The sequence below is a fragment of the Kribbella kalugense genome (assembly GCF_004365875.1).
Lineage (GTDB): Bacteria > Actinomycetota > Actinomycetes > Propionibacteriales > Kribbellaceae > Kribbella > Kribbella kalugense.
On record NZ_SODF01000002.1, the window covers coordinates 1553469 to 1579707 of the forward strand.

Here is a 26239-nt window from a genome sequence, read left to right on the forward strand (position 1 = left end):
GGGAGTGCCCGATGACCGACGGGATTACGCCCGAGCAGCTCGACCGCCTCCGCCGCCGCGAGGCCTTCCTGCGCGAACGCGACGAGGTCCGCGCCCTCCGCGACCGGACCGCACCGCGGCGGGCGCGAGTCTGGCAGTTGGGGGAGGCTCTGCGCAGGGCGGTCACTGAGGGTGAGGGCGAACCGCCAGCCCATCACAACTACGCCGGCTGCGGTGTCGCCCCGCCTGAGCCGCCGGTCGAGACGCAATCGTGATGGCCTAGCGGTCCGGGCGTTCCCGTGGACCGCAGGAGTCTGGGACGATGAGCCCGTGTCCGATGCCACAGCTGGGCCGTTGACCACCGACCTCGACTTCGCGGTCGCCGCTTACACCGAGGACGGGAACTGGACCGTCACCCCGCTGGTGATGCGTGGTGAACCCGACCTGTCCACCCTGGTCTCCGCACTCCGCCGGTTCCCGGGCGAGGGCGGCGTACTGGGGATGGTCTCGGTCGACGAGGACTTCTTCGTCCTGGTCCGCGTCGACGGTGGCCGGGCCCGGCTGCTGATCTCCGATGTGACGGCGGCGACCGAGTGGCCGCTGGCTCGGCAGATCGTCGACGAGCTCGACATCCCGCTGGCCGATGACGACGACGAACAGGTCCCGGCCGGCGACCTGGCGATCCTCGCCGACCTCGGGATGAGCGCGATGGACCTCGGCGCGCTCTGCGACGACGTCGACCTCTACCCGGAGGAGATGCTCGAGGAGATCGCGGATGCCCTTGGGTTCGGCAACCAGTTCCACGACGCGATCGAAGCCGTTGGCTAGCCCGATCCTGCGGCGCGAGTGGTCGCGGTTGATGACGCTGGCACTCGAGGAAGCGGAGTTGGCGCTGCCCGACGTACCCATCGGGGCGATCGTGGTGGACGCCGACGGTGAGGTGATCGGACGCGGTCACAACGAGCGGGAGACGACGGGCGACCCGACCGCACACGCCGAAGTACTGGCCATCCGGCAGGCAGCGCGACACGTCCGGGAGTGGCGGCTGACCGGGTGCACGCTGGTCGTCACGCTCGAGCCGTGCACGATGTGCGCGGGGGCGATCGTGCTGTCCCGGCTCGAGCGGCTGGTGTTCGCGGCGTACGACGAGAAGGCGGGCGCGGTCGGATCGTTGTGGGACGTGGTCCGGGACCGGCGGCTGAACCATCGGCCCGAGGTGGTCGGTGGGGTGATGGCCGACGAGGCCGGTGCCCGGCTGCGCGATTTCTTCATTCGTCACCGGCCTTGATATTGTCCTCGGCGGTGGCGTGTCCGAGCGGCCGAAGGAGCGCGCCTCGAAAGCGCGTGACGGGCAACCCCCGTCCGAGGGTTCAAATCCCTCCGCCACCGCCAAACCGCCCTCCGGGGCGGAAGAGATTCGGAAACCCTGATGCTGTGTGATGCGTCAGGGTTTTCGTCACTCTGGACCTGACTCGGGACGCTCGACGAGAGGGCCCCAATGGATGTTGAGGAGCTCGACCGGATCCTGCTGGCAGGGGCCGCGGTGCTGCTCGTCGCGGTGGTCGCTGTCCGGTTGTCGGCGCGGCTCGGGCTCCCGTCGCTGCTGATCTACCTCGGGATGGGGCTGCTCCTGGGCGAGGCGGGGCCCGGTCACATCCACTTCGAGGACGCGCAGCTCGCGCATGCGCTCGGGTTCGCCGCGCTGGTCATCATCCTGATCGAGGGCGGTCTGACCACGCGGTGGAACGAAGTACGGCCTGTGATGCCGCTCGGCCTGGTGCTGGCGACGGTCGGGGTCGCGGTCAGCGTTGCTGTGGTCGCCTGTGTGGCGCATTTCGTGCTGGGGCTCAGCTGGCAGCTGTCCGTACTGCTCGGGGCGGTGACGTCGCCGACGGACGCGGCGGCCGTGTTTTCGGTGCTTAGACGCGTGCCGGTCCGTCCACGGCTCCGCGGAGCGCTGGAGGCGGAGTCCGGTCTGAACGACGCGCCAACCGTGCTGCTGGTCACGCTGGTGAGCACCGGTGAGGTTGGCGAGAAGGGGCTGTTGTCGTTCGCCGGGCTGGTGGTTTATGAGCTGGTCGTCGGGGCGCTGTTCGGTCTGCTGATCGGGTGGGTGAGCGTCGGCCTGATCCGGCGGATGGCGCTCGGGTCGGCGGGGCTGTACCCGCTCGCGGTGCTGTCAGTGGCGTTCATCTCGTACGCCGGTGGGTCCGTGCTGCTGCATGTGTCCGGGTTCGCGGCCGTGTACGTGACGTCGTTGGTGCTCGGGCGGGCCGAGTTGCCGCATCGGATGGCGACCCGGTCGTTCGTCGACGGGATCGCCTGGCTGGCGCAGATCGGGTTGTTCGTGATGCTAGGCCTGCTCGCATCACCGGGGCGGTTCCGGCTGAACGACGTACTGGTCGCCCTGGTGATCGGGATCGCGGTGACGGTCGTCGGGCGGTTCGCGTCGGTGGCGATCTCGGCGGCGCCGTTCCGGCTGCCGTGGGCGGAGAAGACGTTCATCGCGTGGGCCGGGCTGCGGGGAGCGGTGCCGATCGTGCTGGCGACGATCCCGTTGGCCGAGGGGGTGCCGCACGCGGACCGGATCTTCGATGTGGTGTTCGTGCTGGTTCTGCTGTTCACGTTGCTGCAAGGACCGTCGCTGCCGTGGCTGGCGAAGCGGCTGGGTGTGCTGGACGAGAACGCGGCGCACGAGGTGGACATCGACGTGGCTCCGCTGGAGTCGCTCGGCGCGGACATGCTCCAGGTCCACGTCCCGAGCGAGTCCCGCCTCGCCGGAGTCGAGATCGGCGAGCTCCGGCTGCCTCCCGGTGTCTCGGTCTCCCTCGTCATCCGCGGCGAACGTGCCTTCGTCCCAGACCGCCGTACCGTCCTCCGCGCCGCCGACGCCATGCTCGTCGTCGCTCCCAGCCCGGTCCGCGAGCAAACCGTCCGCCGCCTCCGAGCCGTCTCCCGAGCCGGCCGCCTAGCCGGCTGGTTCGGCGAACGCGGCCGCGAACAGCACTGATCCGGTTTGTGCCGCATGTTCTTCTGAACTACCTTTGAACTATGAGTGAGCTGCCGGAAGTCAATTTCTCCGACCTGCTTCAGCGCCCCAATGAAACAGTCGAAAAACTCAAGGCAAGCCGCACCCACGCCCTCCGCGTCCACCGCCGAGGCAGCGAGGACGACCTGGTTCTGAGCACTGTCAAGCAGGCGGCGGACGAGCAGGAAGTGGTCGACCTCGCGGTGCGGGTCCTGCGTGCGGTGATGAGTGATCCGGTACTGCGCTCGCAGACCCTGCTGGACATCCTTCCGCGGATCTTTCCGTGGAGCATGTTCCTGCCGCCCGAGGATCGGGTCGAGTTCGCTCAGGAACTCGTCGACGTGATGGACGCCAGCTCGGAGCTCGGTGTCTCGGCGCCAGTGCTGACCTTGATCGCCCAATGGCGCAACACGGCCGACGTGTGGGCCGATCCGGAGCTGCTCGGCATCCTCCGAGCGCCGCGCGAGGACGGGCTCGGCCCGGTGCCTAGGCCGACCGCGGAGTGAGCCCCGCGAAGCGCGGTGATCGGGTCGCTCCGCCGGCCGGCCCTGATCACTGGGAGATCAAGTACTACAACACCCCTGCCGTCAAAGGATGGGAAGAACTCTGCCGCCAGGCGCCGGGCAATACCGAGCGTGCCTGGGCGGAGATCCGGGTCGAGCCGCAGCCGTTTCCGGCATCCGCGAGGCACCACCGGTTGAAAGGTGTGCTGTCCACCGAGCACGGCCTCGAGCAGTGGCAGTACGAAGTGACCGGTGGCGGCCGGATCTGGTACCTCGTCGACGCCGACAAGCGCACCCTCTGGATCACGTACGCCGGGACCGGGCATCCCAAGGCTACTGATTGATCAGTTGGGGTTTTGGCCTGAGGGGATGGGTTGGGTGGTGTGGATTACGGGGAGGCAGACGGTGGCGCCGGCGGGGACCTGGACCGAGGGGATGCCTTTGAGTCGTACCGAGCCGAAGCCGGCGCCGATGACGAGGTCGACGGTGTGGTCGGTGCGGCCGTCGGCGACCAGTTGGGCGCGCTGGTTGAGCTGACCGGCGATCAGCAGCATCTCCGGGGCGTTCGCGGCGGCGCCGCGCAGCGAGACCACGTCGACCTTGTCGCCCTTGGGCTCGTTGGAGACCTTGTTGATGTTGAAGCCGCGCTTCTTCAGCGCGTCGGCAACGCGACTCGCGGAGCCGGCCCGGGCGCCGCCGTTGTACACGTTCAGCACGACCTGCTTCGGGAGCAGGCGGTTGTTCGTGAGTTTCTGCTCGGTGCAGGTCGGCTCGGCGCTGCTGCTGATCAGGGATTTCCACCCCCACCAGCCGCCGCCGGCCAGGATTCCGAGCAGGATCACCATCGTCACCGGCGTACGCCAGCGGATCCGTGAATGCGGCCTCGGCTGCGGATGGATCGCTGTCATCGGCTCAACCCCCCGTGAGCAGACATGGGTCAGTCCACGACCAAGACCCGGGCGTGCAGGACCAGACGCTGCTGCAGCGCCGCGCGCAGGGCGCGGTGCAGACCGTCCTCGAGGTACATGTCGCCCTTCCACTCCACGACGTGCGCGAACAGGTCGCCATAGAAGGTCGAGTCTTCGTCGAGCAGGGCGTTGAGGTCCAGAGTGCCCTTGGTCGTGACCAGTTCGTCAAGCCGCACCTGCCGTGGGGGCAGGGAGGACCAGTCCTTCGGCCGCAACCCGTGGTCCGGGTACGGCCGGTCGTCCCCGACGCGCTTGAAGATCACCCCCCGAAGTCTAGCGGGGTTACAGGTCTCAGGAGGAGGTCATGAATATCACCGGAATAGTCCGGTGTTCGACTCAACCTTTTGAGGCCGTCGGAACGTCCTACAGGGATGGCGCGACGCGTGTGGTCACGATCCGGGTGATCGCGGAGGACTAGCATGCCGACCGGGAGTTCCGTCAACCGGGGAAAGGCACGCTGAGATGGCCGAGTCAGGCGACGTCGTGGAGACCGTCAAGCAGGGGTACGCGTTCGATGGGCCGGCGCTCGAACTGGGCGCGCTGCTGGTCGACGACGAGCCGAAACCGGAGGCGACGGTCCGGATCCCGCTCGGGATGATGAACCGGCACGGCCTGGTCGCGGGTGCGACCGGTACCGGTAAGACGAAGACTCTGCAGCTGATGGCGGAGCAGCTGTCGGCGGCCGGCGTCGCGGTGTTCGCGGCCGACGTGAAGGGCGACCTGTCCGGGATCTCGCAGCCGGGCGAGAGCAGCGACAAGCTGCTGGCCCGGACCAAGGCGATCGGTCAGGACTGGACTCCGACCGGCTTCCCGACCGAGTTCTACGCGCTCGGCGGGCAGGGCACCGGGATCCCGATCCGGGCCACGATCACGTCGTTCGGACCGGTACTGCTGTCAAAGGTGCTCGGGCTGAACGACGTACAGGAGTCGTCGCTCGGGCTGATCTTCCACTACGCCGACAAGGCCGGGCTGACGCTGCTCGACCTCAAGGACCTGCGGTCCGTCATCACGCACCTCACCTCGGACGAGGGCAAGGACGACCTGAAGGAGCTGGGCGGGCTGTCGGCGGCGACCGCGGGCGTGATCCTGCGGTCGTTGATCGGGTTTGCCGACCAGGGCGCGGAGGCGTTCTTCGGGGAGCCGGAGTTCGACACCGCGGACCTGCTGCAGCAGCGGGACGGCAAGGGCCTGATCTCGCTGCTCGAGTTGCCGAACCTGCAGGACCGTCCGGCGCTGTTCTCGACGTTCCTGATGTGGCTGCTGGCCGACCTGTTCCACGACCTGCCCGAGGTCGGCGACGTGGACAAGCCCAAGCTGGTGTTCTTCTTCGACGAGGCGCACCTGCTGTTCGCGGACGCCTCGAAGGCGTTCCTGTCGGCGATCGCGCAGACCGTCCGGCTGATCCGGTCGAAGGGTGTCGGCGTGTTCTTCGTGACGCAGACGCCGAAGGACGTGCCGGACGACGTACTGGCGCAGCTCGGTTCGCGGGTGCAGCACCAGTTGCGGGCGCACACGCCGAACGACGCGAAGGCGCTGAAGGCGACGGTGTCGACGTTCCCGAGTTCGTCGTACGACCTGGGCGAGGTGCTGACCCAGCTCGGAATCGGCGAGGCGATCGTGACGGTGATGAACGAGAAGGGCGCGCCCACGCCGGTCGCCTGGACCCGGCTGCGGGCGCCGCAGTCACTGATGGCGCCGGCGTCCGCGGAGCAGATGACCGCGGCGGTGCAGGGGTCGCCGAACAACGCGAAGTACTCGCAGGCGGTCGACCGCGAGTCGGCGTACGAGATCCTGGCGGCGAAGGTGCAGGCCGGTGCGCAGCAGGCCGAGGCCGAGAAGCAGGCCCAAGAGAAGGCACAGCAGCAGGCCGAGCGATCGCAGCAGCAGGAGCGGCCGCGGGCGCAGAAGCAGGAGAAGTCGATGGTCGAGCAGGTGGTGGGTTCGAGTGCCTTCAAGCAGTTCGCCCGCACGGCCGGCCGGGAGATCGTCCGGGGTCTGTTCGGCGCCGCCCGCCGGCGCTGATCCGAGTCCGAAGAGTTTTCAGGTTTTCCCTTCCCCGCAAGGGAAAACCTGTAGTGGTTGTTGATCAAACGACTGAATCGGCGTCGATTGTCGATCGTTTCCAAGTCGTCATCCACAGCCGCGCCGTCACCGATTGGGACCTTGCGCTGACTCGTCGTACCGTGTGAGGTGATGGTTGCGCAGAGTAGGCGAGCGATACGTTCCTGGGCGCTCTGGACCCTGACGGTCCCGGCGTTCGTCGTCGTGGTGCTCGTCGACCTGGCCGCGATCGGGTACGCCGTGCAGGCGTTCACCGACCGTCCCGACTGGCGCGGCCTGGATGTCGTGTTCGCGCTGACCGTCTCGGCGCTGATCTCGGTCGAGGGCGCTCGCCGGGTGGAGAGCCGCCGGCGGCGTGGCGGTGCGCTGCACAAGGACCTCGCCCCGGCCTGGATGATCGCGGCCGCCGTCATCCTGCATCCGGCGCTGGCGATCCTGGTCGCGGTCCTGCTCCGGATCTGGTGGCGGATCCGGGCCGGCAAGTGCATCCCGTACCGTTGGGCCTTCTCGACGGCGGTGCACGTGCTCGCCGTCGGCGCCGCGCACGCGGTCTTCGTCTCGCTCCAGGACGCGACCGGCCACAGCGACCTCGGTCTGGTCGTCTCGATGATCGGCGCAGCAGCGGCGTACGTCGCCACTGACACCGTGCTGTGCGGGCTCGCGATCTCGCTCATCATCCCGGGCAGCAGTCGCCGCGAGGCGGTCGGCGGCCTGGACGACCTGTGCACCGACGCGACCGCCGCCACCCTCGGTTGTTTGCTCGCGGCCGCCTGCCTGATCAGCCCCTGGTTCGCGTTCGTCGCCATCCCGATCACACTGACTGCGCAGCGCGCACTGCTTCTCGGGCAGCTGGAGACCGAAGCGCAGACGGATCCGAAGACCAGCCTGACCAGGGTCGACTGGTGGCGCCGCCGTACCGAAGAGATGTTGCGTACGGCGCGGAACCAGCGCGAACCGATGGCGGTCCTGCTGATCGACATCGACCACTTCAAGCTGGTCAACGACCGGCACGGGCACCTGGTCGGCGACGAAGCCCTGCGCGCGGTCGCGACCATCCTGCGCAGCGCGATCCGGGCGAAGGACGTGATCGGCCGGTTCGGCGGCGAGGAGTTCGTGATCGCGCTCCCGGACACTGGGCTGGACGAGGCGACGGTCACCGCCGACCGCCTCCGCAACGCGGTCGCCGCCAGCCCGCTGGCCGCGATGTGCGCCGGCGTCCTCGACGACCCGGATCTTGACCCGGACACGTTCCTGCTCACGGTCAGCATCGGCGTCGCCGTCTACCCGGCCGACGGGTCGACCGTCGACGACCTGCTGCTCCGCGCCGACCGCGCGATGTACGCCGCCAAGGCCGCCGGCCGCAACCGGGTCCGCCTGGCCGCCGACACGATCCCGCTGCCCCGGCTGACCGCGTCCACACAATTCTCGGAACCAGCAGAACCTTTGGCCCCGGTCCAGCGTCCTGTGAGGTGAGGACGGCAGGACGGAGCGCTGATGGCGGCAACGGGGAGTCGTGACGACGACTTCACGGGGTTCGTGCTGGCCAGATCCGCGCGGTTGGTGCACTTCGCGCGGATGCTCTGCGGCGATGCCGGCCTCGCGGAAGACCTGGTGCAGAACGCGCTGGAGAAGGCGTACCTGCGCTGGGACCGGATCGAGATGGCAGACCCGTTCGCGTACGTCCGGCAGGCCGTGGTCAACCAGCACCTTTCCTGGGTACGTCGTCGGCCGTGGCGGGAGCGGCCGAGTGGCGGCGCCACCGAGCTGGATCTGTTCCTCGGCCCGGTGGTCGACGACCCGTCCGGCGCGGTCAGCCGGCGAGTGGGCCTGGGGGCGGCGCTCGCGACACTGAGCCGTCGCGAACGTGCCGTCGTCGCGCTGCGGTACGTCGAGGACCTGACCGAACGCGAGACCGCAGAGGTCCTCGGCGTCGCCGTCGGCACGGTGAAGAGTGCCAACGCGCGAGCCTTGGCGAAACTGCGCGTTGCTCCCGAGCTGAGCGGCGTACCGGTGGGGGAGCGAACATGAACGACAAGATCCTCGACGAGGACGAGCTCCGGACGCTGCTGGCGCCGGGCGATCAGGACACGCCGCTCGACCCGGCCCGGGTGATCGCGGGAGCACAGCGCCGCCGCCAGCGCCGGGGGTTGGCTGCTGTCGCGGCGTCGGTCACCGTGGTGGCGTTCGTTACCGGGGCCGTCGCGGGGGTTGCTTGGAGCCGGATGCAGGGGTCCGGACCCGAGCCCGCCCGGCCGGCGCCGACGATCGTCCCGGCACCGACGAATCCCACGCCTTCGAACTCCGTGCCCACGAGCCCAGTGCCTACGAGCCCTGTGCCGACGCTCTCGACGCCGACGCGTCCGGTGCCGACTACTCCGGGGCCGACAAATCTGAGGCCGTCGAGTCCGCCGTCCAGTCCGCCGTCGAGCCCGGCGACGGTTCAGTCGCCGACGGCGGTGCCGACTCCGAAGTTCGGCCGGACTCCGCCGCCGGTGCCGTCCAGGATTCCGACCACCACTCCGCAGACTGTGCCGCCGACGTCCACTCCCAGCTGACCAGAACCTTTTCCGGGTCGGGTCGCGTCCTTCAGCCCGACCGAACGCCGAAAAGGTTGTGGAGAGCAACGATGACAGAACTAGGACGGAACCGCCGCGTGACCCGGCTGGTGATAGGCGGAGTCGCGGCTGCGGTCGTGGTGGTCGCCGTCGCGGGTACGGCGATGGCGCGCAGCGGGTCGACCGACGGCGACGGAGGTACGCCGGTCAACGCAACGCCAACCGCGTCCCCGAGCGCACCCGACGCAACCCCGAGCCAGTCGCCAAGCGTGGCGACGCCGACCGCATCCCCGAGTCAGCCGTCCAGTGTGGCGACGCCGACCGAGAGCCCGAGCAGGGTGCCGAGGCCGGTGCCGCCGACCGCGACCCCGAGCCAGTACCCGAGGCCGGTGCCGACGAGGTCGCCGGGCGCGACTCCGACCCGGTACGCGACGCCGGTGCCGACCGTCGCACCGAGCTGGGCACCGCGAGCAACGCCGACCCAGCCGCCACGTGCAGTCCGCCCGACGCCGACCCAGCCGCCGACGGCCTCGCCCACCGGCAAGTAGCCCGGACCTCCGCCACCGATCAAACGCCGGCCGCACGCCTGCTGAGCAACTCGGTGAGCGTGCGGCCGTTGCGTTGCTGGACGTTGGTGAGTGGCGGACGTGCAGGCCATCACAATTGACTGCTCGGCGTGGTCCGAAGGGGCGGGCCACGCCGAGCGCGCGATTGTGATGGCCTGGCGGTTCAGCAGGTGGCGAAGGAGGCGGCTGAGATCCATGCCTTGGCGACGTACATGCCGGCGTTGACGCGGAGCCAGACGTTGGAGGTGCCCTGCGAGCCGGTGACGCTCTCGCCGGTCGTCTGGCATTCGACGGTGACCTGCGCCGACTTGCCGGCCATCCCGACGACCGCGCCGGTCGAGTTCGGTGCGTTGCGGACGTTCAGGTACCCGGACGAGATCGACACCGTCCCGCGCCCGCCGTCGCCGGTCCACAGGTACGTCACGTCCACGAACCCGTTGTCAGCCAACTTCAGCGCGTCCCAGAACACACCGTCCGCAAGGTCGATACCCGCCGGGTTGGCGACCGTCCGACCGAACTCGTCCTTCCCGCCGTTGTAGCCGTTCTGGTACGCGGCCTGCGCCTCAGGCTTGCCCTGCGCCAGGTCCTTCCACATCTCCCGGGTCGCGCTCGGGTTCCAGTAGTCGTCCTTGGTGTTCCACGGCCCGACATCCCACACCGGCTCGAACGCGCAGCGCGAGGCCGTGCAGACCTTGACCGAGTAGGTCCCGGATCCGCTGCCGGACAGTCCGCGCCGCGACGGCAGCGCGACGAAGTGATCGCGGCTGACGATCACGTGCCCGTTGGCCGTCGTACCGCCGACCAGACCTTCTCGGGTCGCGAAGACATGCGACTTCAGCGGTGCGGCCTGAACACTCATCCGCGGAGCGGCCGCCTTGTCGGTGGGTTGGACGGTGACGTCGCCGACCCACGGGTTGGCGCCGGTCGGCGGCGCGCTGACGATGATCCGGACCTGCACCTGATCGCTGGCGCCAGCCAGTGCAGTCGGCGTACCTGCGGCGGCTGCAGTCCATTCGGACCACCTGTCGTTCAACCAGGACCGTACGTCGACCTCCGCCGACGAACCGTCCGGCGTACCGGTCGTGTAGCCGACGACGACCGCAGACGTCGGTACGGCGAAGTGGACCGGGCTGAGCTCAGCCAGACCGGAGCGTTGCTTGATCTTCGTCGAGCCGAACGCGGCCGGGGCGTCGCCGAGGATGATGCGGCTGCCGTCGACCTTGACGTTGCTCGATCCGGCGACCGGCTGGGCCGCGACGGCGACTGGATTGGTGGGCTCGGCGTTGCTCGGCAAAGCCGCTGTAAAGATCGCGGCGGTCGCCACCAGACACGCGGCGAGCTGGGCAGTACGGGTGATACGCATGGGCGGACCTCCGGGGCGGTGAAGGCGTGTGCACCCAATGTGACAAACAAACACTGCCTCTGCATAGCCCGTGAATAAATTTCTCCTGACCAAACAGAACCCGATCGGTCACTCAGCGGGTTTGGACCGGTGTGACAGAGGCTGAGGAGAATCGATGACCCGGACCGCGGACGCCGACTTCGAGCGATTCGTGTTGGCGCAGTCGACCCCTTTGCTCCGCTTCGCGGAGATGTTGTGCGGCGATCGGCACACCGCCGAGGACCTGGTGCAGCAAGCGTTGATGCGGTCCTATCCGAAATGGCATCGGCTGGACGGCGACCCGTTGCGGTACGTACGACGGGTGCTGGTCAATCGGTTCCTCTCACAGGCCCGCCGGCGCTGGAACAACGAAGTACCCAGTGACCCGGTGCAGAACGACTGGGACCAGCGAGCGGTGGCGGACTTCGCCGGGGAGGTGCAGACCAGGGAGGCCGTGCTCTCGGCCCTCGAAGGTCTGACTGTCCGGGAGAGAGCCGTGGTCGCGCTGCGCTACTCGCAGGATCTCTCCGAGGCCGAGACCGCCGAGCTGCTCGGCATGGCGGCCGGGACCGTGAAGAGCACGGCCTCCCGGGCCCTGGCCAAGTTGCGTCTGGCACCCGACCTGATCGACAGCGTAGTTGGAGGAAACTGATGAGTGACGAGAAGCGGGTACGCGACGCGCTCACGTACGAGATCGACCCGTGGCAGCCGGATGCGGCCGACCTGATGCGGCGCGGCAAGCGCCTGACCTGGCTGCGTCGTGGACTGGCCGCGGCGGGCGTCACCGCCCTGGCCGGAACCGTTGCGACGGTGTCCGCCGCGGTCGGCGGCCCGGCCCCGGTGAAGAACCTGCTGGCCGGTGGCGGGAAGCCGCCGGTGCCGGTGGTGGTCCCGACCGGTGCTCCGCAGGCGCCGTCGGTCGACCCGACCTGCCTGCCGGCCAAGCCAGAGCTGCCCAAGGTGACGGTCTCGGTGAACAAGACCATCGACCCGAACAACCCCTCGAAGCCGACCCTGCCGGCCAAGCCGACCCTGCCTGCGAAGCCAACTCTTCCGGCCAAGCCGTCGCTGCCGACCGCGAAGCCCACGCTTCCGGGCAAGCCGAGCTTGCCGACCACCCGGCCGTCGTTGCCTGGTAGGCCGTCGATCCCGACCACGAAGCCCACCTGGCCGACGACCAAGCCGACGCTGCCGGGCAAGCCGTCGATCCCGACGACGAAGCCGACCCTGCCCGCGAAGCCTTCGCTGCCGGTGAAGCCGAGCCTGCCGACGGCCAAGCCCACTCTGCCGACGCTGCCGACCGGCAAGCCGTCGCTGCCGAGCAAGCCGTCTCTCCCGGCGAAGCCGACCCTGCCCGCGAAGCCTTCGCTGCCGGTCAAGTCTTTGCCGACGGCGAAGCCGAGTCTGCCGGACTGCGTGCGCGGCGTACCGACTGCGAAGCCGACCGCTCAGAAGCCCACGCTGCCGAGCCTTCCGGGCAAGCCGTCGCTGCCGACGACGAAGCCGACCGCGCCGAAGGGCATCCCGACTGTCACCGTGAAGGTCACGGTCGACCCGGGCAAGCCGACGCTGCCGACCAAGCCGTCGATCCCGACGACGAAGCCGACGTTGCCGACGATCCCGTCCTCGAAGCCCAGCTTCCCGACGCCGACCGTCCCGACCACGTTCCCCACCGGCCACCCCTCCCCCGGCCGGTAGGGCATCCCGCCACCGGCGAGTAGGCCAACCCTGCAGGTCTACTCGCCGGTGGCCCCATCCGCGAGTTCGCGGGCCACATCCAGGTGGCCCGCGTGCCGCGCGTACTCCTGCAGCACGTGGAACAAGATCCAGTTCAGCGTCGGCCGGTCGTCGATCCCGAACCGCCCACCCGCCGGCGCGATGGTCGCCGGGTCCGCTCCGCTGACCACCTGGCGAGTGAACTCACCACCCGCGTGCAATTCAGCCAGCAGACTCTCGAGCGAGTCGTCCGGCGTCAGCGTCCAGCGGCCGTCGGGGTTGTCGGCCGAGTCACCCCACGGCTGCTCGACCTGCTCGGCGGTGAAGCCCCAGCGCAGCCAGCGTCGCTCCATGAAGACCAAGTGCTTCAGCAGCTCCAGCGGCGACCAGCCTGACGGCAGGCGGCTGCCGCGCAGGTCGGCGTAACTCAGCCCCGTCAGCTTCTCCTCGATGATGCCGCGGTACCGATCGAGGTACTCCAGATGCAGCTCGATCGTGTCGGCAACGTCCCTGGCCGGCTTCACGAGAGGGTCCTCAGGTAGGCGGCGGTCGCGTCGTCGGCCGGATAGAACGACTCGATCATCAGCTCGGACACCGTGACGTCGAGCGGCGTACCGAACGTCGCGATCATCGTCAGCAGCGAGAGCTCATGGCCGTCGTGAATGAGTCGGAACGGGACGACAGGCCCTTCCGGCCCCAGCTGCGTCGGCTTGTCGTCGGCGGCGTACTCGCGGAGTTCGTCGTACAGATCCTGGAGCTCGGGGTCGGCGGTGCTCGTGACCTGGCGTTGCAGGCTTGCGAGCGCGGTCGCGCGGACCTCGGCGACGTTGCCGATCCGCCGGGCCAGGCCGTCCGGGTGCAGGGTCAGCCGGAGTGCGTTGATCGGTGCCTGCAGCAACTTCTCGTCGACGCCGCCGGTGAAGATCTGGATCCCGGCGTTCCACTCGACGATGTTCCACCAGCGGTCGACGACCAGCGCCGGGTACGGCTCGTGCGCCTTCAGCAGTCGGCGCAGGGTGGTCCGGATCGCCAGCATGGCCGGCGAATGCAGGGACGACTCGGTGTAGATCGGCGCGAACCCGCCGGCCAGCAGCAGTTGGTTCCGGTCCCGCAGCGGTACGTCGAGATGCTCGGCCAACCGCAGCACCATCTCGCGGCTCGGCTTGGACCGCCCGGTCTCGACGAAACTCACGTGCCGGGTGGACACCTCGACCCGGTTCGCCAGCTCTAGCTGACTGAGCCGTCGCCGCTCCCGCCAGCCGCGGAGAAGCTCGCCAACCGGCCGCTGAAAGGTCTCATCGATCGTGGCTGCCATGCATCGACCGTAACTGTTCGCGTAGACATCTCCATTACCTCAGACGTCATCGACGGTCTGCCGGCGTGGCGGCAAGGTTCTGGTCACCGAAACCTTTCAAGGAGGAAACACCATGAACGCCACCGCTCTCGCCGACCAGTACTTCGCGACCTGGAACGCAGCCGACGCCGACCGCCGGGCCGAACTGATCGCCGGAACCTGGACCGAGGACGCGACCTTCCAGGACCCGAGCTTCGAGACCACCGGCCACGACGAACTGAACAAGCTGGTCGGCGCCGCGCAGCACATGTTCCCCGGCCTGACCTTCGTCCGGATCGGCGACATCGACGAGCACCACGGCTACCTGCGCTGGACCTGGCACCTGAAGGTCGAGGGACAGGAGCCGGTGGCCGGCGGCACCGACATCGTCGTGCTCGACGGCGACGGCAAGATCCAGAAGCTGGTCGGTTTCCACGATTTCGCGCCGGAGCACTGAGGCGCGCGTCGGCTGATTCATACCAGCCGACCTGCCCCGCCCACCACCTAGGTTGGCGGGCATGTGGAAATCGTTGGCTGGGGCAATAGCAGGGGCCGTGCTGGTGGCCGCCGTTCCGATGAGTACGGCGGCCGCCGCGGGAACCCTGGACTGGAAGGCGTGCAAGCCCGGCGCGGTCGAGCAGTGCGTGACGCTGACCGTGCCGCTGGACTGGTCGAAACCGTCCGGCCCGACGACGAAGGTCTTCGTCGCCAAGGTCCCGGCGAAGGACCAGGCGCACAAGCTCGGCGCCTTGTTCTTCAACCCGGGCGGGCCGGGCGGCGCGGGCGCCTCGATCTTCGCCGCGGGGCTCGCGGACGCGTTCCTGCCGCAGTTCCGGGACAGGTACGACCTGGTCAGCTTCGACCCACGCGGGACGGGCAGCAGCAGCCAGCTCGACTGCGGTCCGGTGCTGCGACCCGGCGTACCGGTGTTTCCGAAGTCCAAGGCGCAGTACGACGCGATGGTGGCTTCGAGCCGGGCGATCGGGGAGCAGTGCTTGAAGCAGCACGGCGATCTGATGCGGAATCTGGACACGCGGACGGTCGCCCACGACATGGATGCCATCCGGGCGGCGCTCGGCGAGTCGAAGTTCAACTACCTCGGCATCTCCTACGGGTCGTACCTGGGCACGATCTACGCGCAGCAGTTCCCGAAGCGGGTCGGCCGGATGGTGCTCGACGGGATCCTGGACCACAAGCAGGGTGCGACGCGCTTGACGATCGAAGAAGCTAAGGCAATGGAGGACGGGTTCAACCGGTTCTCCGCCTGGTGCGACACGGACACGTCGTGCGCGCTGCACGGCCAGAACGTCGGCAAGGTGTACGCCGCGACCGTCCGCAAGGCCGACAAGACCCCGCTGACCGGTCCGAACGGGCCCGTGACTGGTGACGCGATCCGGATGGCGTTGCCCAGTTTGTTGCCCTTGACATCAATGGTCTCGGACAACTGGGCGGACCTCGCGACCGCGCTGGCCAAGGCCGCGAAGGGCGACGGCACCGACTTCGCGAACCTCAGCTACCTCGGCGACCCCGAGACGGCGTACGCCGCCGTGTCCTGCATGGACCTGCCCGGCGAGTTGCACGGGTACGCCGATGCGCGCGCCCGACTCGCACTGGCAAAGGCGGTCGCACCGCGGGTTGGTGCGGCCGTCGAGGGTTGGGCGATCACGGCCGCGTGTTCCGGCTGGCCGATCCCGCCGAGCAACCCGTGGCAAGCGACGCCGGTGCACGGTACGGCGCCGATCCTGATCACGTCGACGCTGCACGACCCGTCGACTCCGGTCGTGAACGCGCGCAGCCTGGCGCGGCAGATCGACAACAGCCGGCTGCTGACCGCGGACGTCTATGGACACACGGCATACCTGAATTCCGACTGCGCGCGGGACCGGATCACGACGTACCTGCTGGAAGGAAAGCTGCCGACCGGGAGCTGTTAATTGGGTGGAAGCTCCACGTGGTCGAGCGCAGGATTGATGAATGCTCACTGCCGAAGAGCTGGAAGTCTTCGAGCGCGACGGGATCGTGAAGATCCCGTCCGCGTTCTCCACCGACGAGGCCGCGCGGATGCGGGACGTGTTGTGGCACGAGCTGTCGGAGCGGCACGGGATGGATCGCGACGACCGTTCGACCTGGACGCCGTTGCGACCGACCGGTTTGAAGACCACCAAGTCTTCGCGTACAGCAAATGCGGTGCTGGGACCGTCGGTGCGATCGGCGCTCGACGGGCTGCTCGGTGAGTGGCTCGAGCCGAGGCATCAGGGACAGGTTCTCGTCACCATGCCGGAGGGCGTGCCGTGGGCGGTGCCGCATCGTCAGTGGCACACCGACGTCGGGTTCGAGACGCCGACGGAGGCCGTGAAGATCTGGGCGTTGCTAGGCGATCTCGAGCCGGGTGGTGGCGGGACGCCGCAGGTCGCGGGTTCACACAAGGTGATCGCGCGGTTCTTGACCACGACTGAGGAGCGCGAGTTCAAGGCGGTCCGGGATCAGGTGCTGCGATCGGATCCGTGGTTCCGCAACCTGACCTCGGAGGAGCGGTCGGTGGACCCGATGGCGCCGGCCGAGCTCGACGGTCTACCGGTCCGGGTGGTCGAGCTCACCGGTCAGGCGGGCGACGTGTACCTGACACATCCGTGGATCCTGCACTCGATCGCGCCGAACGCGGCTGACAGCCCGCGGATGATGCGCAGCCGCTTCATCTTCGCAGCTGCTTCATCGTGACAGGGCATTGACCAGCCGGGCGCAGCGCACCGGGTCTTCGGTCAGACCCGTGGACAGTCCCCACAGCCAGTAGCCGACGGTCCGCCAGATCACCCAGTCGCGCGCCCGGTCCCGGTCCAGACCGGCTTCGCGGACCGCGATATCGAAGTACGGGACGATGTCGGTCATCTTGTCGAGGTCCCACCACAACACGCGACCGAGGTCGAACTCGATGTCGCCGCGATACAGCACCGGGTCGACGGTCAGCCACTCTTCTCGGTGCCCCGCGAGTACCTGGCCGGAATGAAAGTCGCCGTTGACCGCCGCGGTCGACGTGGTCCCGGTCGGGGCGACGTCGAGCGCCTCGCGCAGGATCGCGACGTCGAACGGGCGGCCGAGTCGCTCCCACTGCGGCTCCAGCTCAGCCGACCAGGACGTCACGAGGTCGGCGGTCGACTGCGCGTCATCCGGCCCGGGTACGGCGAGCCGGCGCATCAGCTGCCCGAGTATGGCGATCACCTCGTCGATCGGCCGCGTCGTCAACGGTGTCGAGAGCCGCTCGAGCAGCATCGCTCCGGCCTCGGCGTCGTCGTCCCACAGCTGGACCATGCCCCGGCCGTCCCACCACTTCAGCGCGCGGGCGTGTTGCGTGATCTCGTCCCCAGGCAGCGACATCCGTAGTGCGAGCTCCACGCAGTCGCGCACGACCGGAACGACGATCGCGTTCGACCCGTGGGCGATCGGGCCCGCGATCGCGAGGTTCCAGCGACGGCACTGTTCGTCGACGGCTCGGGGCAGCGACTCCAGCCAGGCCTGCCCTTCGGTCCACCAACGTGGCATCTCGAGGAACGTCTTGGGCAGCTCGATCACCCGGAAACCGTAGCGGGGCAACCCGGGGCATGCCCCTTGATTTTCAGAAGGCCTCCCCGGAAACGGGATCGCGGACCATGATGTGGGACATGGGCGGAGAGGTTGAGGTGGACGGGTTGCAGTTCGACCCGGAGGTTTCCCGGCAGATCGAGTCGGTGTACACGACGCCGGATGTAGTCGAGCAGCGACGGGTAGTACGGGCGGCGCTCGCATTGCGGCCGGGGGACCGCGTGCTGGACGTCGGTGTCGGACCAGGACTGCTGGCGGCGGAGATGGCCGCCGAGGTCGGACCGGACGGGCGGATCTGCGGGATCGACGTCAGCGAGAGCATGCTCGCGATCGCGGGGACGAGGACCGACGTACCGGGCGGGCCCGGTATCGAGCTCGAGCTGGCCTCGGTCGCGCGGATCCCGCACCCGGCGGAGAGCTTCGACGTGGTGGTCTCGACCCAGGTCTTCGAGTACGTCGACGACATCGCCGGCGCGCTGGAGGAGGTACGACGGGTACTCCGGCCGGCCGGTCGCGTCGTACTGCTCGACACCGACTGGGGTTCGGCGGTGTGGCGGTCGAGCGACGACGGGCGGATGGCGCGCGTACTGACCGCGTTCGAGGATCATCTGGCCGATCCACATCTGCCCCGGACGCTGGCCGACGTACTGGACAAGTCCGGTTTCACGCCGACCCACCAGCAGGTGGTGCCGATCCTCAATACGGGGTACGACGACCGCTCGTACAGCGCGGGCCTGATCGACATCGTGTCGGCGTTCGTACCCGGTCATGCCGGGGTGACGGAAGAGGAGGCGCGCTCGTGGGCGGACGATCTGCGGAGTCTCGGTGCGAGCTACTTCTTCAGCCTGAACCGGTACCTGTTCGTCGCGTCCGCACTCTGAAGGCCCTCATTGCCCGAACTCGGCGGGTGCATCCTGGGAGAGACACACCCGCCGGCCCGGTCGTTCTCCCGCCCCTCAGTGGGAGAACTCGCGGCTCGGTGAACACCACCCATGCCCGAATGGCACTGACCGAACCGCGGGACCACCTAGAGGTACCCCAGGACCCGGGTCCGCACACCCCCCGGCACGCAGACCGGACGGAAAACTTCACGTTCCTCAAACCTTCGCCGCTGGTTGCTGACCTAGCAGCCACCTAGGCTGGACGGCGATTTCGTACGCCGGGGGTCGGCGTGCGGACGCACAGGGGGAAGGAACAGCAATGCCGGAAGTGTTCGACGACGAGTTGACCGATGACGAGCTGGACCAGCTGGAGGCGCTCGGCGCGGCCGAGGACGCGGACCTGATCATCGGTACGGCGGTCGGTGAGAAAGATGCCTGAGGCAAGGATTAAGTGGCGCGGGTTCGCCATGAACAAGCGCACGGTGGCGATGGTCGAGGCCGCCGAGCAGCTGTACCACTCGAAGTTCGCGATCCTGCAGGGGTCGTACAACGCCGGCGGGGTGGAGGCCTCGGCCGGCACCCATGACGGCGGCGGGGCGGTCGACGTCGATGTCCGGACGAAGAGCGCCGCGCAGCGGGTCGCGGTGGTGAAGGCGCTCCGGCAGGTCGGGTTCGCCGCCTGGCTGCGTACCCCGGCGCAAGGCAACTGGCCGTACCACGTGCACGGGATCGCGGTCGGCGACAAGGACCTGTCCCGAGGCGCTGCGAACCAGGTAGCGGAGTACCACCGGAAGCGGAACGGGCTTGCCAACCGGGGCAAGGACGACGGCCCGGCCGGGTACTACGGGATGACCTGGGAGCTGTACCTGAAGGCACACCCGCCGAAGGACCCGGTGCCGGACTCGACGATCTCGCTGGCGGCGATGGCGTACGCACGGACGCATGACGCGATGGCCGGCGTCTGGGGCGCGGACCGGGCCCGGGTGATCGCCTGGGCGGCGCACCCGAGGGTCGGCGCGATCACCAAGGCCGAGACCGTCCCGGCGGTCGGTGTGCCGTGGCACCTGCACTTCCAGCGGGTGATCCGCAAGGTGCAGCTGCACTTCAAGTTGGAGGTGACCGGGATCTTCAACAATTCCGTCGCCGCCGTGATGAAGCGGTACGGCTACACGATCGTGGCCTAGATGTGGGCAAGGCCCCACCGGTAGCAGCCGGTGGGGCCTTGTTGGTCCACTACCGCCCGGGCATCCCCGGTGCAGCTGTGGAGGTGGAGAGCGGAACCGACGCCGATGCAGGGGTCAAGACGTCAGCTCCGCTTGCTTATGGAGTTGTCACTACCGAGTCGACCGCCCAGACCTGCGCCTGGTGGAACTCGAGGTGCTGCCGCATCGCCGCCGGTGCGCCGATGCCGAGGTGGTTCATCGTTGGTACGACGACCGCGCGGACCTCGGACCGGCGGACCTCTTCGAGCAGTGCGTGGAACGCGGCGGACTCGGCCGAGTCGCGCTCGGTGTAGACGGTGCCGAGGGTGAACCCCTCCGCGCTGGCGAATGCGGCGAGCGAATCGGTCGCCGCGGCCAGCTCCTCCGCGCAACTCAGCGCGTCGGCCCGTACATACCCGAGCAGCGTCGGCCGGGTGGTCATTGTTCTGCCATACCCACCAGCACCGGCTCGCTCGTCACCCGGAGGGAGGCGAACCGCCGACGCATGGCTTCCTCGTACTGCCCGGCCTGCTCCACACTGGTGGTGTGGTCCGCGATCGGATGAGCGCCGAACCAGACCCGCACCCGACGGTGCGTTGCGGGGGTCTCCAGCGTCTCGGTCATCGCGGTTCCTTCTGCAGTCTCGGTCTCAGAGCCGAACGGCTTTGTCCGGCCCTGAGTAAAGAACACAGCATGCGGGGTGCCTTCGGAACACTTTGGAAGGGACCTTTACAGAGGCCTAACGCAGAGTAGGGAAACCCTACGAATCCGCAGGTCAACGCCGTCTCCAGCCGAGCGTCGAGGCGCCTGGGAAACCTGTCAAGAATGTTCGCAGCAATATGCAGATAACGATTCAGCGACGCCCAGGCTATTCGAGCAGCGATAAAATGTATGACGACCTGCTAACCGTTTGCACTTGCCCGCTCACGCACCGATATACGGCGAACCTAGCCGCGCTCAGGTCGGAGTCCGGGTGAAGCTGGCCGGGTGACGCGGTACGACGAACAGGGTGAGAGCTGCCGCGCCGACGGCGATCACTGCGATCAGATTGAGCGTGAGGGGTAGGTCGAGGACCAGTGTGATCGCCGGGGCAGCGAGAGCACCGATCAACAGTGCCAGTGAGTCGGCGGCGAAGAAGAGGGCGCCGACGCTCGCCAGGGTGGTCGACGGCGCGGTCCGCTGGATCGTGGTTTCCACCGTGATCAGCAGGATGCTGCCGGGCAGCCCGATCAGGACCGCGGCGGCTACAGCCACCGGGATGGTCGGGGCGTTGAAGAGTCCGAAGTACGCCAATGCCGTGACGAACTGGGTGAGCGTGAGCAGCTCGCGGATTCCCAACCAGGTGGCGGCTTTCTTGCTCAGGGCCGCGCCGACCAGGTAGCCGGCGCCGAGGCCGGAGATCAGGTAGCCGACGACGTACCCGGGGGCGTGCAGGCGGTCGACGGTGAACGGCACGAGGAGCGCGGTCAGGCCTGCGTTCGCGGTGAGGAACGCCGTCTGGCCGACGAGGATGCCGCGAAGCGCTCGGTTGCGTACGACGGTGTGGAGCCCTTCAAGTGGTCGCGGTGGTACGCCGGTGGTCGCGTGCCGGCGGGTACGGACCGTGGTGATGATTGCCGCCGACAACAAATAGCTGATGATGTCGACGGCGAGGACGAACTTGATCCCGGGGCCGGCCAGGAGCAGTGCGCCGAGCGGTGGCGCGGCGAGCCGGATCGCGCTGCTGGTGACGGCGTTCACCGCGTTGGCTGTTGCCAGCTCGCTGCCCGTCCCGACGACTGCTGGGAGTAGGGCGCGGGCGGCGGGTCGGAACACTGTGGTGGCGCTGTTCTCGAGCAGGATCGCGAGGTAGATCAGCCAGACATGATCCCGGTCGGCGAACAGGATCAGTGCCACCGTGGCCGCGCTGACGAGATCCGCGATCCACATCGCCCGCGCGAGATCCCACCGGTCCAGCAGCATGCCGGCCCATGGCCCGACGATCAGTGCGGGAAGGGCTTCCAAGGCCAACGCGAGTCCGGTGGCCACCGCCGAGCCGGTCAAGGTGAACACGTAGAACGGGATCGCCACCACCAGCAGCCACGAGCCGATGCCCGACACCGCGCCGCTGAGCCAGAGTCGCCGGAAGTCCCTCACGCCGCCGGAATCTATCCTCAAGGAATAGACATCCGCAAGAGTGTTCTGTGAAGATACTGTTCATGGAGTTGGGTGAGGTACTGCGCGACCGTCGCAAGGCGGCCGGACGCACCATCGCGTCGGTCGCCGTCGATGCCGGCCTGTCCGTCCCGTACATCGCGAACCTGGAGAACGGCCGGGGCAACCCCACGGTCTCCGCCCTCGACCGACTCGCGACCGCGCTGGGCGCACAGCTCGAGGTCCGGATCGCCGACGAACCACCGCCCCCGCAACCATCAGTCGGCGCCGACCTCGTCTCCGGCGTCGACCGAGTCAACGAGCTCGTCGCCACCCTGGCCGGCACCAGATCCCGCGCCACCACCCGCCGCCACCTAATCGCCACCCTCGACTCCCTCGCCCTCCTCCTAGGCCGCCCTCCAACCCCCACCGACCTAACCCGCCTCCTAGATCTCCTCCAACTCGCCACCTGACGTCGACCACCTCGTCGCCCGCCTCGGCTCGCGACCCGACTTCAATCACCTGCTCGACCTACGTCGGCTCGCCTGCCTGCTGGCCTGGTCCGGCTTGCTGGCGTCGGCGCACGTAGGGTCCGGGGTTATGGAGATCGGTACGCGGATTGCCGCGGCCCAGTTGACCGGATCGGCGCGCTCGAAGCGGCAGGTGATCGCCGGACCGCTGGCCGGCCTGTTGCACGACGAGGACGCCTGGTACCTGTCCGGCGTACTCGCGGCCGAGCCCGGCCAACCGTTCGATCCGAGCGAGATTGAATGGGCACTCGACACGATCCGCCAGGCGTTCGCAGCCGAAGGCCGATGGGTCCACGCGGAGCTGGTCGACGAGGCGAACCCTGGCCTGGCCGAGGCGCTCGCAGCCAACGGAATGACGATCGTGTCGCACCTCCCGCTACTCGTCCTCGAACCAGCCGACCTGGTCGTCCCCGAACTCCCGGACGGCGTGACGGTCAAGGTCGTGGAGTCCGCGGAGGATCAGGCTGTCGCGAACGCAGTCTCCACGGACGCGTACGAGATGGACGCCGCCTTCGTCTACAAGCCGGATCCCGCCGACGGCGGTGCGGTCCTGGTTCACGTGGACGGCGTACCGGCAGCAACGGCAGCGTGGACCGCAGTCGCGGACGAGGTCTCGGAGATCGCCGGAGTCGCCACGATCCACAGCCACCGGCGCCGCGGACTCGGTGCGATCGCAACGGCGTACGCCACGCAGAAGGCCTTCGAGCTAGGCGGAGCAACTCTCGCCTGGCTGACTCCCGGCGACGACGGCGCCGACCGAATCTACCGCCGCCTCGGCTACACCCCCCAAGCCACCGCAGTCCACCTAGGCGACCCAGAAGGCCACCTATCCGACCTCCGCTAACCAGCCGACCTGACGAGCCCGGCACGGCTGACAGCCGACCTCCGCTGACCAGCCGACCTCCGCCGACGAGGCCGGCGCGGCTGACGAGCCGGCCTCCGCTGACGAGCCGACCGACGCGGCTCGGGTGGACTGCGGCGGCCTTTTGCGCTGGTAGGCCGAACATTTCACGGGCCTGTGAACAGGCGCTGGGGTCTGGAGACAGGAAATAGCCTGTCTCCAGACCCCAGTAGCTGTCTCCAGACCCGAGTAGGTGCGGCCGGCGCGGTCTGTGGTCGCCAGCGCGGTGGGTGGCTCGGCCGGCAGCGGGTCCGCGAGCGTAGCCGGAACGTGCTCCGCGTGGCGGCCCGAGGTCAGCGGACGGTGAAGCCTGCTTTGCGGAAGGCGTCGGCGAGGGAGGTTTCGTCCATCGGGGTCTCGGGCTGGTTGCCGCGGCCCTGACCGCCCTTACCTCCCGGACCACGGTTACCGCCGCGACCACCCTGGCCACCGCGACCGCCCTGCCCACCTTCGCCGCCTGAACCGCCAGGCCCACGACCCTGACCGCCCTGTCCACCTGAACCGCCGGGACCACGACCCTTACCGCCTGACCCGTTGGCGCCTCGGCCGCCTTGGCTGCGGTTGCCGCCCTCGCCGCCCGGACGGCCCGGCCCGCCGCCCTGACCGCCTTGGCCACCCTGACCTCGGCCTTGGCCGCGGCCGCCTTGGGTGCCTGGGGTTCGGGGGCCCGAGCCGAGTTCGTCGTCGAGGCGGAGGGTCAGTGAGATTCGCTTGCGGGGGATGTCGACTTCGAGGACCTTGACCATGACGATGTCGCCTGGCTTGACGACCTCGCGGGGGTCCTTGACGAAGGTCTTGGAGAGCGCGGACACGTGCGCCAGTCCGTCCTGGTGTACGCCGATGTCGATGAACGCGCCGAACGCGGCCACGTTGGTGACCTGGCCTTCCAGCTTCATCCCCGGCTTCAGGTCGGCGAGCTTGTCCACACCCTCGGCGAACACCGCGGTCTTGAACGCCGGCCGCGGGTCCCGGCCCGGCTTCTCCAGCTCGGCCAGGATGTCGGTCACGGTGGGCAGGCCGAACATCTCGTCGACGAAGTCCGCCGCCTTCAGCCGCTTCAACTCCGACGACCCGATCAACGACTTCACGTCCGACCCGGTCGCGTCGAGCATCCGCCGTACGACGGGGTAGGCCTCGGGGTGCACGCTGGATGCGTCGAGCGGGTCGTCGCCCTCGGGGATCCGGAGGAATCCCGCCGCCTGCTCGAACGCCTTCGGCCCGAGCCGCGCGACCTCCTTCAGCGCGGTCCGCGACTTGAACGGACCATTCTGATCGCGGTGCAGGACGATGTTGTCCGCCAGGCCGGGCGTGATGCCGGAGACGCGGGTGAGCAGCGGCGCGGACGCGGTGTTGAGGTCGACGCCGACCGCGTTCACGCAGTCCTCGACGACCGCGTCGAGCGAGCGGGACAGCGAGTTCTCCGGGAGGTCGTGCTGGTACTGCCCGACGCCGATCGACTTCGGGTCGATCTTCACCAGCTCGGCCAGCGGGTCCTGCAGCCGGCGCGCGATCGAGACCGCCCCGCGCAGCGAGACGTCCATCCCGGGCAGCTCCTGAGAGGCGAACGCCGATGCCGAGTAGACGGACGCACCGGCCTCCGACACGACCGCCTTGGTCAGATTGAGCTCAGGGTGCTTGGCGATCAGCTCGCCGGCCAGCTTGTCCGTCTCTCGGGACGCCGTACCGTTGCCGATGGCAATCAAGTCGACGTTGTGCGCGGCGGCCAGCTGGGCCAGGGTCGCGATCGACTTGTCCCACTGGTTCTGCGGGACGTGCGGGTAGATCACGCCGGTGTTGACGACCTTGCCGGTCGCGTCGACGACGGCGACCTTGACGCCGGTGCGGAAGCCCGGGTCGAGGCCCATCGTGGCTCGGGTGCCGGCCGGTGCGGCCAGCAGCAGGTCGCGCAGGTTGGCCGCGAACACCCGGATCGCCTCGTCCTCGGCGACCTGCCGCAACCGCATCCGCAGGTCGATGCCGAGGTGCACCAGGATCTTCGTCCGCCAGGCCCAGCGAACCGTCTCGACCAGCCACTTGTCGGCGGGACGGCCCTGGTTCTCCACGCCGACCTTGCGGGCGATCGTCGTCTCGTACTCCGTCGGTCCGTCGGCTGCCACGCCGGCGGGCAGCGGCTCGACGGAGACCGTGAGTACGTCCTCCTTCTCGCCGCGGAACAGCGCGAGGATCCGGTGCGACGGCATCTTGGTGAACGGCTCGTCGAAGTCGAAGTAGTCCGAGAACTTCGCGCCCTCGGTCTCCTTGCCCTCGCGCACCGCGGATGCGAGCCGGCCCTGCGTCCACAGCCGCTCGCGCAGCTCACCGATCAGGTCGGCGTCCTCGGCGAACCGCTCGACCAGGATCGCCCGGGCGCCGTCGAGCGCCGCCTGCGGATCCGGTACTTCGGCGTTCACGAACACCGCTGCCGCCGCGATCGGCTCCACGTCCGGGTCGGCCATTAGCCCGTCGGCGAGCGGCTCGAGGCCGTTCTCGCGGGCGATCATCGCCTTGGTACGACGCTTGGGCTTGAACGGGAGGTAGATGTCCTCGAGTCGCGACTTGGTGTCCGCCGCCAGGATCGACGCCTTCAGCGCCTCGTCGAGCTTGCCCTGACTCTCGATGGACTCGAGCACCGTCTGCCGGCGCTCCTCCAGCTCACGCAGATACCGCAGGCGTTCCTCGAGCGTGCGCAACTGCGCGTCGTCGAGCATCCCGGTGACCTCTTTGCGGTATCGCGCGATGAACGGGACCGTCGACCCCTCGTCCAGCAGCGCCACCGCTGCCCGCACCTGGTTTTCCCCGACTTCCAGCTCTTCGGCGATCCGCTGCTCGACCGACTGCACCACTGTCCGATTCCCCTCTACCGACAACACCCGACGAGCATCCTGTCGCCCCGTCGGACTCACATCCTTCCCCATCTCACCCCCAC

General features: G+C 68.6%; 30 protein-coding genes and 1 tRNA gene. 20 read left to right on the forward strand and 11 right to left on the reverse strand.

Annotation, left to right across the window (positions count from 1 at the left end):
- The first annotated feature begins 11 nt into the window (after positions 1-11).
- The 7 genes from EV650_RS25350 (at position 12) to EV650_RS25380 (ending at position 3854) form a co-directional block, all read left to right on the forward strand.
- Positions 12-254 (forward strand): hypothetical protein, encoded by a 243-nt coding sequence (locus EV650_RS25350; RefSeq protein WP_134121507.1) that lies wholly within the window; start codon positions 12-14, stop codon positions 252-254.
- Positions 255-309: 55 nt separating this feature from the next.
- Complete coding sequence (locus tag EV650_RS25355) at positions 310-807, forward strand: tRNA adenosine deaminase-associated protein (RefSeq protein WP_238174439.1); 498 nt, start codon at positions 310-312, stop codon at positions 805-807.
- Between the two features lie 31 nt (positions 808-838).
- Positions 839-1267 (forward strand): nucleoside deaminase, encoded by a 429-nt coding sequence (locus EV650_RS25360; protein WP_134122667.1) that lies wholly within the window; start codon positions 839-841, stop codon positions 1265-1267.
- 13 nt (positions 1268-1280) lie between these two features.
- Positions 1281-1371: transfer RNA gene (locus tag EV650_RS25365), tRNA-Ser, on the forward strand.
- Between the two features lie 106 nt (positions 1372-1477).
- Positions 1478-2989 carry a potassium/proton antiporter gene (locus EV650_RS25370; protein WP_134121508.1) on the forward strand — a complete coding sequence of 504 codons (1512 nt, stop codon included), beginning with the start codon at positions 1478-1480 and terminating at the stop codon, positions 2987-2989.
- A 41-nt stretch (positions 2990-3030) separates the two neighbouring features.
- On the forward strand, positions 3031-3513 hold the full coding sequence (locus EV650_RS25375) for a hypothetical protein (RefSeq protein ID WP_134121509.1): 483 nt from the start codon (positions 3031-3033) through the stop codon (positions 3511-3513).
- The gene (locus tag EV650_RS25380; RefSeq protein WP_134121510.1) at positions 3510-3854 is read left to right on the forward strand and encodes a hypothetical protein; all 345 of its coding nucleotides are present in this window, start codon (positions 3510-3512) and stop codon (positions 3852-3854) included. The genes EV650_RS25375 and EV650_RS25380 overlap by 4 nt, the downstream gene beginning before the upstream one ends.
- Here the strand turns inward: EV650_RS25380 and EV650_RS25385 are convergent, their stop codons facing one another.
- Positions 3855-4418, reverse strand: a complete 564-nt coding sequence (locus EV650_RS25385) for a LytR C-terminal domain-containing protein (RefSeq protein ID WP_134121511.1) — start codon at positions 4416-4418, stop codon at positions 3855-3857. It lies immediately after the preceding gene.
- A 29-nt stretch (positions 4419-4447) separates the two neighbouring features.
- The gene (locus EV650_RS25390; protein ID WP_134121512.1) at positions 4448-4741 is read right to left on the reverse strand and encodes a type II toxin-antitoxin system VapB family antitoxin; all 294 of its coding nucleotides are present in this window, start codon (positions 4739-4741) and stop codon (positions 4448-4450) included.
- A 199-nt stretch (positions 4742-4940) separates the two neighbouring features.
- On the opposite strand from EV650_RS25390, the gene EV650_RS25395 reads away from it, so the two are divergent.
- From EV650_RS25395 to EV650_RS25410, 4 genes are all read left to right on the forward strand, one after another.
- Entirely contained in the window at positions 4941-6500 is a 1560-nt protein-coding gene (locus tag EV650_RS25395; protein ID WP_134121513.1) for a helicase HerA-like domain-containing protein, read from the forward strand.
- Between the two features lie 171 nt (positions 6501-6671).
- Complete coding sequence (locus tag EV650_RS25400) at positions 6672-8012, forward strand: GGDEF domain-containing protein (RefSeq protein WP_134121514.1); 1341 nt, start codon at positions 6672-6674, stop codon at positions 8010-8012.
- Positions 8013-8033: 21 nt separating this feature from the next.
- Positions 8034-8567: a SigE family RNA polymerase sigma factor gene (locus EV650_RS25405; protein WP_134121515.1), complete on the forward strand. Its 534-nt coding sequence runs from the start codon at positions 8034-8036 to the stop codon at positions 8565-8567.
- Entirely contained in the window at positions 8564-9094 is a 531-nt protein-coding gene (locus EV650_RS25410) for a hypothetical protein (RefSeq protein ID WP_134121516.1), read from the forward strand. The genes EV650_RS25405 and EV650_RS25410 overlap by 4 nt, the downstream gene beginning before the upstream one ends.
- 295 nt (positions 9095-9389) lie before the next feature.
- On the opposite strand, the gene EV650_RS25415 is transcribed toward EV650_RS25410, so the two are convergent.
- Entirely contained in the window at positions 9390-9638 is a 249-nt protein-coding gene (locus EV650_RS25415) for a hypothetical protein (RefSeq protein ID WP_134121517.1), read from the reverse strand.
- 185 nt (positions 9639-9823) lie between these two features.
- Positions 9824-11023 (reverse strand): DUF8814 domain-containing protein, encoded by a 1200-nt coding sequence (locus EV650_RS25420; RefSeq protein ID WP_134121518.1) that lies wholly within the window; start codon positions 11021-11023, stop codon positions 9824-9826.
- A gap of 154 nt (positions 11024-11177) precedes the next feature.
- Here EV650_RS25420 and EV650_RS25425 point away from each other — a divergent pair, with 154 nt between their 5' ends.
- Complete coding sequence (locus EV650_RS25425) at positions 11178-11693, forward strand: SigE family RNA polymerase sigma factor (protein ID WP_134121519.1); 516 nt, start codon at positions 11178-11180, stop codon at positions 11691-11693.
- Positions 11693-12739 carry a hypothetical protein gene (locus EV650_RS25430; RefSeq protein WP_134121520.1) on the forward strand — a complete coding sequence of 349 codons (1047 nt, stop codon included), beginning with the start codon at positions 11693-11695 and terminating at the stop codon, positions 12737-12739. Before EV650_RS25425 ends, EV650_RS25430 begins: the two co-directional genes overlap by 1 nt.
- A 38-nt stretch (positions 12740-12777) precedes the next feature.
- Here the strand turns inward: EV650_RS25430 and EV650_RS25435 are convergent, their stop codons facing one another.
- Positions 12778-13281, reverse strand: coding sequence for a DinB family protein (locus EV650_RS25435; RefSeq protein WP_134121521.1), 504 nt, complete (start codon positions 13279-13281; stop codon positions 12778-12780).
- Positions 13278-14072: a helix-turn-helix domain-containing protein gene (locus EV650_RS25440; RefSeq protein ID WP_134121522.1), complete on the reverse strand. Its 795-nt coding sequence runs from the start codon at positions 14070-14072 to the stop codon at positions 13278-13280. The genes EV650_RS25435 and EV650_RS25440 overlap by 4 nt, the downstream gene beginning before the upstream one ends.
- A 112-nt stretch (positions 14073-14184) precedes the next feature.
- On the opposite strand from EV650_RS25440, the gene EV650_RS25445 reads away from it, so the two are divergent.
- From EV650_RS25445 to EV650_RS25455, 3 genes are all read left to right on the forward strand, one after another.
- Positions 14185-14547: a nuclear transport factor 2 family protein gene (locus EV650_RS25445; protein WP_134121523.1), complete on the forward strand. Its 363-nt coding sequence runs from the start codon at positions 14185-14187 to the stop codon at positions 14545-14547.
- A 61-nt stretch (positions 14548-14608) separates the two neighbouring features.
- Positions 14609-16024 carry an alpha/beta hydrolase gene (locus EV650_RS25450; RefSeq protein ID WP_134121524.1) on the forward strand — a complete coding sequence of 472 codons (1416 nt, stop codon included), beginning with the start codon at positions 14609-14611 and terminating at the stop codon, positions 16022-16024.
- A 40-nt stretch (positions 16025-16064) separates the two neighbouring features.
- A complete protein-coding gene (locus EV650_RS25455; RefSeq protein ID WP_134121525.1) occupies positions 16065-16808 on the forward strand; it encodes a phytanoyl-CoA dioxygenase family protein in 744 nt (247 codons plus the stop codon).
- Here EV650_RS25455 and EV650_RS25460 read toward each other — a convergent pair.
- Positions 16800-17657, reverse strand: a complete 858-nt coding sequence (locus EV650_RS25460; protein ID WP_134121526.1) for an aminoglycoside phosphotransferase family protein — start codon at positions 17655-17657, stop codon at positions 16800-16802. The genes EV650_RS25455 and EV650_RS25460 overlap by 9 nt on opposite strands.
- A gap of 89 nt (positions 17658-17746) precedes the next feature.
- Between EV650_RS25460 and EV650_RS25465 the strand changes: the two genes are divergently transcribed.
- Both EV650_RS25465 and EV650_RS25470 read left to right on the forward strand, forming a co-directional pair.
- Positions 17747-18547 (forward strand): methyltransferase domain-containing protein, encoded by an 801-nt coding sequence (locus tag EV650_RS25465; protein ID WP_238174440.1) that lies wholly within the window; start codon positions 17747-17749, stop codon positions 18545-18547.
- Positions 18548-19014: 467 nt separating this feature from the next.
- On the forward strand, positions 19015-19731 hold the full coding sequence (locus EV650_RS25470) for a hypothetical protein (RefSeq protein WP_238174441.1): 717 nt from the start codon (positions 19015-19017) through the stop codon (positions 19729-19731).
- 136 nt (positions 19732-19867) lie between these two features.
- On the opposite strand, the gene EV650_RS25475 is transcribed toward EV650_RS25470, so the two are convergent.
- The 3 genes from EV650_RS25475 to EV650_RS25485 form a co-directional block, all read right to left on the reverse strand.
- The gene (locus EV650_RS25475; RefSeq protein ID WP_134121528.1) at positions 19868-20191 is read right to left on the reverse strand and encodes a hypothetical protein; all 324 of its coding nucleotides are present in this window, start codon (positions 20189-20191) and stop codon (positions 19868-19870) included.
- Positions 20188-20373 (reverse strand): hypothetical protein, encoded by a 186-nt coding sequence (locus EV650_RS25480; protein ID WP_134121529.1) that lies wholly within the window; start codon positions 20371-20373, stop codon positions 20188-20190. The genes EV650_RS25475 and EV650_RS25480 overlap by 4 nt, the downstream gene beginning before the upstream one ends.
- 333 nt (positions 20374-20706) lie before the next feature.
- Positions 20707-21885: an MFS transporter gene (locus EV650_RS25485; RefSeq protein WP_166678265.1), complete on the reverse strand. Its 1179-nt coding sequence runs from the start codon at positions 21883-21885 to the stop codon at positions 20707-20709.
- Between the two features lie 62 nt (positions 21886-21947).
- On the opposite strand from EV650_RS25485, the gene EV650_RS25490 reads away from it, so the two are divergent.
- Positions 21948-22355, forward strand: a complete 408-nt coding sequence (locus tag EV650_RS25490; protein WP_134121531.1) for a helix-turn-helix domain-containing protein — start codon at positions 21948-21950, stop codon at positions 22353-22355.
- 127 nt (positions 22356-22482) lie between these two features.
- Positions 22483-23256, forward strand: coding sequence for a GNAT family N-acetyltransferase (locus EV650_RS25495; RefSeq protein WP_134121532.1), 774 nt, complete (start codon positions 22483-22485; stop codon positions 23254-23256).
- 350 nt (positions 23257-23606) lie between these two features.
- On the opposite strand, the gene EV650_RS25500 is transcribed toward EV650_RS25495, so the two are convergent.
- Complete coding sequence (locus EV650_RS25500; protein ID WP_305000025.1) at positions 23607-26183, reverse strand: Tex family protein; 2577 nt, start codon at positions 26181-26183, stop codon at positions 23607-23609.
- Positions 26184-26239: the final 56 nt, after the last annotated feature.